1 protein-coding gene is annotated in these 1,213 nt (G+C 54.6%); it reads left to right on the forward strand.

Annotated elements, in window-relative coordinates:
- The first annotated feature begins 225 nt into the window (after window positions 1-225).
- Window positions 226-1,170: an IS110 family transposase gene (locus EDF71_RS24875; RefSeq protein WP_133859195.1), complete on the forward strand. Its 945-nt coding sequence runs from the start codon at window positions 226-228 to the stop codon at window positions 1,168-1,170.
- The last annotated feature ends 43 nt before the right edge of the window (window positions 1,171-1,213 follow it).

Raw genomic sequence — 1,213 nt, forward strand, 5'->3', positions numbered from 1 at the left:
AGAGCCGCTTGTATGCTTCAGGTGTCGGGGTGAGGGACTAGAGCCGCTATCGGCTGTTAGCGCAGACCGACCGTGTTAGACCCATCCCACCCCACCTCATAGCGTCGATAAGGAACTGAGCAGCACGCAGCCCTCAGGCTGCGTGACTGCCGATCTGAAGGCAAGCCAACGCACAAGGTGGAGCAGCACCCCGACTGGACCATTGTCTTTGTTGGAGGTGCTTTTATGCAAACAAGCTTCATTGGAGTGGATGTCTCCAAATCAGAACTGGTCATCAGCGTCGATGACTTGCCCCCTCTGAGCGTAGTCAATGACGTCACGCATATCACTCGCTGGCTAGTCCAACTGCCCAGAGATTGCTGTATCGCCATGGAGTCCACCGGGCGCTATCACCTGTTACTTGCGCAGCTTGCCTTGCAAGCGGGCCAAATGGTCTATGTGCTCAATGCAAGGGACGTGTATTTCTACGCCAAAGCTCTTGGTGCAAGAGCCAAGAGCGATGCCCTCGACTGTGTCGTGATCCGACGCTACGTGCAGGAGCACTTCCAAAGCCTGTATCCATGGCAACCTGGCACAAAAGAGCAGCAGCAGTTACATGCGCTGCTGACCCGGCGTGCACAAGTCAGTGCCCATCAGGCTGCAATCAAGCAAACGCTCAAAGATACGCCTGTGCCTGAAGATCACTTGACTCAACTGATGCAGTCATTCAAGGATTTGATTGCAGCGATGGACAGGCAGGTCATTGATTTGATTGCCAAGGTCGAGGTGATGCAACAAGGCTGTGTGCGGCTGCAGACCATCACAGGCATTGGCCCACAAACGGGAGCTTTGCTCACCGAGTTGCTCAGCCGCTTGCACTTTGCCAACTCAGATGCACTGGTTGCTTATAGCGGACTTGATCCGCGAGCTAACGATTCAGGCACCAAGAAAGGACGAAGGCGCCTGAGCAAGCGAGGACCGGCTCTGCTGCGCAGGCAGATGTACCTGGCCGCATTCGCGGCCAGTCACAGCAAAGTGCTCAAGCCTTTGTACTCCTACATCAGGGCCAAAGGCTTCTCCACGACAGAATCGATGGTGATCCTGGCTCGCAAGCTTTTACGGGTGGCATTTGCCATTTGGAAGGGCCAAGAAACCTTCAACCCGAAACAGTTGCTGCCAAACGCTGCTTGACGAAAAACATAGAACCTAACACAACCCTTGATACGTCGTTGCC

The organism is Comamonas sp. JUb58 (genome assembly GCF_004364775.1).
GTDB lineage: Bacteria > Pseudomonadota > Gammaproteobacteria > Burkholderiales > Burkholderiaceae_C > Comamonas.

Bases quoted from the DNA above. Each gene is read 5' to 3' on its own strand.
- EDF71_RS24875 (WP_133859195.1), top strand. From the start codon at position 226: ATGCAAACAAGCTTCATTGGAGTGGATGTCTCCAAATCAGAACTGGTC.